Here is a 7,483-nt window from a genome sequence, read left to right on the forward strand (position 1 = left end):
GCGCGCTGTTGCGCGGTGTCGACCGGGAAGGCGTCGAGCGCGGCCAGGTCCTGGCCAAGCCCGGCACCGTCAAGCCGCACAAGAAGTTCGTTGCCGAAGCCTATATCCTGACCAAGGACGAGGGCGGCCGCCACACGCCGTTCTTCACCAACTACCGTCCGCAGTTCTATTTCCGCACGACGGACGTGACCGGCATCGTGTCGCTGCCGGAAGGCACCGAGATGGTGATGCCGGGCGACAACATCACCGTCGATGTCGAGCTGATCGTGCCGATCGCCATGGAAGAGAAGCTGCGCTTCGCCATCCGTGAAGGCGGCCGCACCGTCGGTGCCGGCATCGTCGTCACCATCAAAGAGTAATCGCCGGCGCTGCCGGTTGAGATCGGATGCAAAGGGGCGGTCTTCGGGCCGCCCTTTTCGATTCTGATATTCTGGCAATGGATTAACCGCATTGCTTCAAATCCTGTTGCAAGCGCCTCAGCCATAACTAGTATAGGTTGCATCGAGGGGGCTGCCCGAATGGTTCCATGGCGCCGTTTGCATAGTCAGGCATGGTGGTCGCTAGGGCTGATCTGCCTGGTGTCGTTGCTTGTCATGGGCCACGCTGCCTTCGCAGCGAATGCAAAGAAATCCACGTCGGAAAAATCCACGCCGGATCTCGGCCCGACGATGCGGTTCGTCGTCGTCCGCAGCAGCGCGCCGGGCTGCGAGCCGACCTGCCCGGAATGGATATCGGCGGAAGGCTCGATAGAAGCCGGCACGCCGGCCCTGTTCAAACGCACGCTGAAGGCGCTTGGCGGCCGAAAGCTGCCGATCGTCGTCGATTCCCCCGGCGGCAATGTCGAAGCGGCGCTGACACTTGGTCGCCTGATCCGCAAGAACAAGCTCGATATCGCCGTCGGCAAAACCCGCTTCGTCGGCTGTCTGCCAGATGTGAAGAACTGCAAGGAGAACGACGGCAAGGGCGCCCGTTATTTCGGCAATGCCTATGCCAACGGCGCCATCTGCAATTCCGCCTGTCCATTGATGTTTTCCGGTGGCATCCGGCGCGTGGTCGGGGAACGGGCCTTTCTCGGCGTCCATCAGATCACCACGACCTATATCCGGACGAAATTGCTGTACCGCACCACCTACCGCATGGTGAAAGGCAAGAAGAAGATACTCAGCACCAGGGTCGTCAGCCGGAAGAACGCCGGCAGCTACAAGACCTACGAGATGAATAAGCCGCTGGAGCGGAAGCTGGCGGCCTATCTGAAGGAGATGGGCGTCGGCCTGGGCGTGCTCGAGACCATGAAAAGCACGCCGGCCAGCAGCATCCAGCAACTGGTTCCCTACGACATGCTGCAAATGAATCTCGTCACCAGCCTGGATGCCGTCGACTTGCTGATCGCGCCAACGCTATGCAGATCCGATCCGTTGCCGTCGAGTTGCAGGGAAGTGCCGGCGCCGGCGAATATTGCGAAGCCGGCCGGCCAAGTGGTGGCGAGCGCCGAGCCTGCACCTTTAGGGCTCGAAACCCCGCCGGCGAAGGAGGTCGCTGACATGCGCTTCGTCCTCGTCCGCGGCAGCAACCCGCTGTGCAATCCCAACTGCCCGGAATGGATCTCGGCCGAAGGCGCAATTACCGCTGACACGCCCGAAAAATTGCGCCAACTGCTTGATAGCGTCGGCGACCGGCGCCTGCCCATCGTCATCAACTCGCCGGGTGGCGACGTGCTCGGTGCTTTGGCGGCCGGAAGGCTGATCCGCGAACGCAAGCTCGACGTCGCCGTGGCGCGGACGGATTTCATTGGCTGCGAGCCGCGGCAGGCCGACTGCACGGCCGAAGACGGCGTCTACAACGGGCTCACGGTCGATGCCGGCGGCGGTTGCGGCTCGGCCTGTCCGATCATGCTCGCCGGCGGTGTCAAACGCCTGGTCGGCCCGCGTGCGCAATTGAGCGTGCATTCGGTAGGGCAGGAGCAAAAGGTCAAGGCCTATCTCGAGGACATGGCCATCGGCCCCGGTCTGTTTACCGCAATTCAGCTGTATTCAGTCGAACGGCAGCTCGAACTCGACAGGATGCTGAAATACGGGCTGACAACCGGGCATCAATCGGCAGACGAATTGACAGGCCCCGGCATCTGCAGATCGGAGCCACGGCCGGAGAACTGCCGCGAAGCCTCGGGCGCCAAGGCTCAGGCCAGCACGCCCGTGAAATCATAGGCCGGTAAAATCGTAAGACAGGCATGATAGCCGCGGCCGACTGGCCATCGAGGCAGGTTGAGTGGCGCTCGATATTTCCGCTATCGTCCAGCGCGGTTGAAGACCAGCGGGAGGGATCGCGAATGAGCCAGGATGTCCCAACATTGTTCGAATGGGCCGGCGGCACCGAAGCGCTGAACCGTCTGACCCAGACCTTCTACGACAACGTCTCCCGGGACCCCATCGTCGGGCCGGTGTTCAAACATATGTCGCCGGATCATCCCGCTCACGTCGCGGCCTTCATCGGCGAAGTTTTTGGTGGACCGAAAACCTACAGCGAAAAGCACGGCGGCCATCGCGAGATGGTGATGCATCATCTCGGCAAGCATCTGACCGAGGAGCAGCGCCAGCGCTGGATCAATCTTCTCGCCGACGCCGCCGACGAGATCGGGTTGCCTGACGATCCTGAATTCCGCTCGGCCTTCATGGCCTATGTCGAATGGGGATCGCGGCTGGCCAAGATGAACTCCAACAAGGGCCCGACCTGCGACCCCGAGACGGAACCAATGCCGGCCTGGGGTTGGGGGGTGCCGGGCGGCCCCTACAAGCCGCCTTCGGGAAACTGACCGGGCGCGAATCGGTCGAAAACCCAGGAAAACGGGTGGCTATGCAGGCTTCGGTCCTCCAGGCTACGGCTTGAGGCCGTCGTCGACTGGCAGCGCCGCCTTGAAAACCGGAGGTTTGCGATGGGATCGGAAAGCAAAGAAAATTCTGACGGCAACCGCGGAACCCGAAACCCGTTCGGCGTCATGGATGTCCCCACTCCCAACGACGAGGAGGTGTCGGCGTTCGCCGCCGGCGTGAAACTGGAGGGAACTGCAAGCGATGAAAATGCCGCAGCCTGGGGCACCGAAAGCGACAGCGACCGCAACGACACCATCGAAGGCAGCTGGTCCAGCCGATGGAACGGCGGTGCCGACCCCACGATTCCAGGCGATAGCAAGGATAAATGGAAGTCTGGCCGGGGCGAGGTGAAGGCGGCGGGAGAGAGAGTTTACCTGCTGTTCGATTGGCATGGTGGCGTGCGCAAGGGGCTCATCGATGCGCGGCGCGAGGGTGCTAAAGGGTTGGTGGGAAAATATATCAATCTGACCGACCCACGAATAACGCGTCCCTGGGTCGGCTTGATCGTCAGCAATCGACGGATCGACGGGAAATGGCCGGGAGGACGCCTGGACTTTCGAAGATGAAGGCCGGGCAGCGCACGTCGCTCTTTACAGAGCGCGCGGAAGCTTTTAGGAAGCGCCTGCTGCGCCGACATGCGCATACGGGCATAGCTCAGTTGGTAGAGCGGCGGTCTCCAAAACCGCAGGTCGTAGGTTCGAGCCCTGCTGCCCGTGCCATTCTTTGAATGGATGCCTAAAACGATTCTTTTGCAGTGCAGCCTTTGAAAATCGGCTTGTGACTTGCCATATAGCATAAGTCGCGGCATAAGGGCCGCATAGCCGGGACGGGACGACTGGATGGTTCCGAGGCGGCGTTTGGCCATAAAGCGGACACTTGCCACTTGCGTGGATCAAGAATCGGTTTTATGTAGACGAAACAGACACGCGACGCGTGGAGCTGGGAAGCCGGCTTTACGCGTCTGATTTGCATGGGCGAAATGATTGCGCTGATTCGGCGCGAACGCACGCTCAAGCGGCACGTCCCGGCCAGCGGGATCATCCAGGAGACCCGGCCAACGGGTCTTGCAGACAGAGCGGCATATGGCTTCGAAAACCACAAATCCCTTCACCTTTCTCCAGCAGGTTCGCGCGGAGACCGCCAAGGTCACTTGGCCGTCGCGGCGCGAAACGATGATCTCGACGGTGATGGTCCTTGTGTTCGCGGTCATCGCGATGATCTTTTTCTTTACCGCAGACGTGGCCATGGGCTTTGCGGTCGAAAAAATCCTCGGCCTCGGACAGTAAGTCCGGCGATTACGGAGAAGTCTTGAAATGACCGCGCGGTGGTACATCGTCCACGCCTACTCGAACTTTGAAAAGAAGGTCGCCGAGGACATCGAGAACAAGGCCAAGCAGAAGGGCCTGTCCGCCGACATCGAGCAGATCGTGGTGCCGACCGAGAAGGTCGTCGAGATCCGCCGCGGCCGCAAGGTCGATGCCGAGCGCAAGTTCTTTCCGGGCTATGTGCTGCTGAAGGCCAATCTGACCGACGCCGTGTTCTCGCTCGTCAAGAACACGCCGAAGGTCACCGGTTTCCTGGGCGACTCCAAGCCGGTGCCGATCACCGAAGCCGAGGCCCAGCGTATCCTGAACCAGGTTCAGGAAGGCGTCGAGCGGCCGAAGCCGTCGGTGACGTTCGAGATCGGCGAAGCGATCCGCGTTTCGGATGGACCATTCGCGTCCTTCAACGGTTTCGTCCAGGAAGTGGACGAGGAGCGGGCGCGGCTCAAGGTGGAAGTTTCGATCTTCGGGCGCGCTGTGCCAGTCGATCTGGAATTCGGACAGGTCGAGAAGGGCTGATCCGAAATCCCTGCACCGGTTTCGGCGGCAGGGAAGGCGGCGCGGAGATCGCGCGGCCAAAAAATGGGTGGGAGGCGAATGCGGCTTTAGCCGGCCGCGCGGACCGCACCACCAGACTGCAACCGCCGGCAAGACCGGCATGAGAAAAGGCAGGAAGAGAGATGGCTAAGAAGATTGCAGGCCAGCTCAAGCTCCAGGTTTCCGCGGGATCGGCCACGCCGTCGCCCCCGATCGGCCCGGCGCTTGGTCAGCGTGGCATCAACATCATGGAGTTCTGCAAGGCGTTCAACGCGCAGACCCAGGAAATGGAAAAGGGCTCGCCGGTTCCGGTCGTCATCACCTACTACCAGGACAAGTCGTTCACCTTCGTCATGAAGACGCCGCCGGTGAGCTACTTCCTGAAGAAGGCCGCGAACCTGAAGTCGGGCTCGAAGGAGCCGGGCAAGGTCAAGGCCGGCACGATCGGCCGCGACAAGGTGCGCGCCATCGCCGAGCAGAAGATGAAGGATCTGAACGCAAACGACGTCGAGGCGGCCATGCGCATGGTCGAGGGCTCCGCCCGCTCGATGGGTCTGGAAGTGGTGGGCTGAGATCATGGCAAAGATTGCAAAGCGTGTATCGAAGACCCGCGAAGGCATCGATCCCAACAAGGCTTACGCTTTGGGTGAGGCGCTGAAGCTGCTCAAGGATCGCTCCTCGGTGAAGTTCGACGAGACGATCGAAGTCGCGATGAACCTGGGCGTCGACCCCCGCCATGCCGACCAGATGGTCCGCGGCGTGGTCAACCTGCCGAACGGCACCGGCCGCAGCGTTCGCGTCGCCGTCTTCGCGCGTGGTGACAAGGCCGAGGAGGCCAAGGCCGCCGGCGCCGACATCGTCGGAGCCGAGGATCTGGTCGACATCGTCCAGAAGGGCACGATCGACTTCGACCGCTGCATCGCCACGCCGGACATGATGCCGCTGGTCGGCCGTCTCGGCAAGGTGCTCGGTCCGCGCGGCATGATGCCGAACCCGAAGGTCGGCACCGTCACCACCGACGTTACCGCCGCCGTCAAGGCATCGAAGGGCGGCGCCGTCGAGTTCCGCGTCGAGAAGGCCGGCATCGTTCATGCCGGCGTTGGCAAGGTCTCGTTCGACGTCAAGGCTCTGGAAGAAAACGTCCGCGCCTTCGCTGATGCGGTGACCAGGGCAAAGCCGGCTGGTGCCAAGGGCAACTACGTCAAGAAGGTGTCGGTCACCTCGACGATGGGCCCGGGCCTCAAGCTCGACGTCTCGACGCTCGCAGCGTCCTGATACGAACAATTGGATCGGCCGCTAAAACGCTGATCCGTGAAAGAATTCCGGGCCTCCGACATGTCGGCGGCCCGGTGCCGGAAGTCGAAAGGCTTCCGGACATCCTGTCCGAGATTGCAGGCGGCCCCCAAGCCTTAGGTGATGTGGGCCTTAATTCATGTGGGCCTGCATGAGACGGGTGAAGACCGGACAAAGGAGCCACAAGCTCCAATGAAAGGTTCGAACCGTGTTTGCCTTTTGTCTGCGCACCGTCCGGCTTGCCGGCAGGTGTGGCGAAAGGGGGCAGGATCCTCGAGCGTCGTTCGGGAGATCCGTTACTGGATGGCCCGGCCGGCAAAAGGCAACCCGACGCCTGTCCTTCGTAGAGGGCAGGGGTCAACTGGAGATAGGCAGTGGACAGAGCGGAAAAACGCGAACTCGTCACGGGCCTGAATGATGCGTTTTCAAGCGCTGGTTCAGTCGTCGTGGCCCACTACGCCGGTATCACCGTCGCGCAAATGAACGACCTTCGGTCGAAAATGCGCGCCGCCGGTGGCACCGTCAAAGTCGCGAAGAACCGTCTCGCCAAAATCGCTCTTCAGGGCACGGACTCCGCATCGATCATCGAGCTGTTCAAGGGACAGACGCTGATCGCCTATTCGGAGGATCCGATTGCGGCGCCGAAGGTCGCGTCCGATTTCGCCAAGGGAAATGACAAGCTCGTCATTCTCGGCGGCGCAATGGGCACCACCTCGCTCAATGCCGACGGTGTGAAGGCACTCGCCACACTTCCGTCGCTCGATGAGCTGCGCGCCAGACTGGTTGGCATGATCGCCACGCCGGCAACCCGGATCGCCCAGATCGTCAATGCGCCTGCGGCTTCGGTCGCGCGCGTCATCGGCGCTTACGCCCGGAAGGACGAGGCGGCATGAGGCCGTTCCTCGCTATCACAAACACACGTTCGAACCTTATGAAGGAACATTGCAATGGCTGATCTGGCAAAGATCGTAGACGACCTTTCGAAGCTGACCGTCCTCGAGGCGGCCGAGCTGTCGAAACTTCTTGAAGAAAAGTGGGGCGTTTCCGCCGCTGCTCCGGTGGCGGTTGCCGCTGCCGGCGGTGCTGCGGCTGCTGCGGCTCCGGTCGAGGAAAAGACGGAATTCGACGTCGTCCTCACCGAGGCAGGCGCTCAGAAGATCAACGTCATCAAGGAAGTTCGCGCCATCACCGGTCTTGGCCTCAAGGAAGCCAAGGACCTGGTCGAGGCGGCTCCGAAGCCGGTCAAGGAAGCCGTTTCCAAGGCCGACGCGGACAAGTTCAAGGCCCAGCTGGAAGCAGCCGGCGCCAAGGTTGAACTGAAGTAAGCGTTGAGTACCGGGGGGCCGCGGGGGGGCGGGCGCCCCCCCCTTTGGGGGGGCTGGGGGGGGGGGGAAGCGGAGAGTGGGGAAAACAAATTTAAGAGGGGCGCCCACACGGCGGGAGGGAACCGGGTTTTTTCGGGTT

General features: G+C 61.9%; 10 protein-coding genes and 1 tRNA gene. All 11 read left to right on the forward strand.

Annotated elements, in window-relative coordinates; all coding sequences use genetic code 11:
- Positions 1-359, forward strand: a 359-nt coding sequence (locus NKH23_RS34005; protein WP_502912407.1) for an elongation factor Tu, incomplete at its 5' end; no start/stop codon positions are given.
- Between the two features lie 159 nt (positions 360-518).
- Positions 519-2,204: a COG3904 family protein gene (locus NKH23_RS34010; RefSeq protein ID WP_352722169.1), complete on the forward strand. Its 1,686-nt coding sequence runs from the start codon at positions 519-521 to the stop codon at positions 2,202-2,204.
- Positions 2,205-2,326: 122 nt separating this feature from the next.
- Positions 2,327-2,809, forward strand: coding sequence for a group II truncated hemoglobin (locus NKH23_RS34015; protein ID WP_352722171.1), 483 nt, complete (start codon positions 2,327-2,329; stop codon positions 2,807-2,809).
- Positions 2,810-2,929: 120 nt separating this feature from the next.
- Entirely contained in the window at positions 2,930-3,433 is a 504-nt protein-coding gene (locus NKH23_RS34020) for a hypothetical protein (RefSeq protein ID WP_353027311.1), read from the forward strand.
- Positions 3,434-3,510: 77 nt separating this feature from the next.
- Positions 3,511-3,586: transfer RNA gene (locus NKH23_RS34025), tRNA-Trp, on the forward strand.
- Between the two features lie 363 nt (positions 3,587-3,949).
- Entirely contained in the window at positions 3,950-4,153 is a 204-nt protein-coding gene (secE, locus tag NKH23_RS34030; protein WP_023680439.1) for a preprotein translocase subunit SecE, read from the forward strand.
- A 27-nt stretch (positions 4,154-4,180) separates the two neighbouring features.
- Complete coding sequence (gene nusG / locus NKH23_RS34035) at positions 4,181-4,708, forward strand: transcription termination/antitermination protein NusG (RefSeq protein ID WP_006333333.1); 528 nt, start codon at positions 4,181-4,183, stop codon at positions 4,706-4,708.
- Between the two features lie 161 nt (positions 4,709-4,869).
- Positions 4,870-5,298 carry a 50S ribosomal protein L11 gene (gene rplK, locus NKH23_RS34040; protein WP_023680440.1) on the forward strand — a complete coding sequence of 143 codons (429 nt, stop codon included), beginning with the start codon at positions 4,870-4,872 and terminating at the stop codon, positions 5,296-5,298.
- Between the two features lie 4 nt (positions 5,299-5,302).
- Positions 5,303-6,001, forward strand: coding sequence for a 50S ribosomal protein L1 (gene rplA, locus NKH23_RS34045; RefSeq protein ID WP_023680441.1), 699 nt, complete (start codon positions 5,303-5,305; stop codon positions 5,999-6,001).
- Positions 6,002-6,393: 392 nt separating this feature from the next.
- Positions 6,394-6,912 (forward strand): 50S ribosomal protein L10, encoded by a 519-nt coding sequence (rplJ, locus tag NKH23_RS34050; protein ID WP_008875657.1) that lies wholly within the window; start codon positions 6,394-6,396, stop codon positions 6,910-6,912.
- 54 nt (positions 6,913-6,966) lie between these two features.
- Entirely contained in the window at positions 6,967-7,344 is a 378-nt protein-coding gene (gene rplL, locus NKH23_RS34055; protein WP_023680442.1) for a 50S ribosomal protein L7/L12, read from the forward strand.
- The last annotated feature ends 139 nt before the right edge of the window (positions 7,345-7,483 follow it).

Source organism: Mesorhizobium sp. M1328, from assembly GCF_040318075.1.
Lineage (GTDB): Bacteria > Pseudomonadota > Alphaproteobacteria > Rhizobiales > Rhizobiaceae > Mesorhizobium.